General features: G+C 55.0%; 1 protein-coding gene. It reads right to left on the bottom strand.

Annotated features, from left to right (window positions below):
• Positions 1–327, bottom strand: a 327-nt coding sequence (locus tag GHO25_RS27010) for a helix-turn-helix domain-containing protein (protein ID WP_178110265.1), incomplete at both ends; no start/stop codon positions are given.

Genomic DNA, 327 nt, shown 5'->3' with positions numbered 1-327 from the left:
AGCGACCCGTACGCATGGGCACATGGCCTTTAAAGTCCATTTGCCACAGATCATTGGGTTGCTCGTGTTCAAATCTGATGAAAGGTTTGACTAGGCCTGCATGAGGGTCGATGCGCTCATTACGCTTGAGAATGGCATGAACCGTACTGGCTGCAGGCATGTTGCTGCCGCGCCGTTCAAGGCATCCCTTGATCTTGCGCGCGCCCCAGCCGGTGTGCTCGATATTGAGCGCCAGTATCTGCTTCTCAGACTCGTGAGCAGTTCGATTAGGCGAACTGTGAGGTCGACGGGACCGATCTCTCAGCCCGTCTTTACCCTCACATTGGA

Source organism: Pseudomonas sp. FSL R10-1350 (assembly GCF_009600525.1).
In the GTDB taxonomy this organism is placed as follows: Bacteria; Pseudomonadota; Gammaproteobacteria; order Pseudomonadales; family Pseudomonadaceae; genus Aquipseudomonas; species Aquipseudomonas helleri.
Note: the sequence above shows the minus strand (reverse complement) of the source record. Positions and strands in the feature narration are given on the sequence as shown.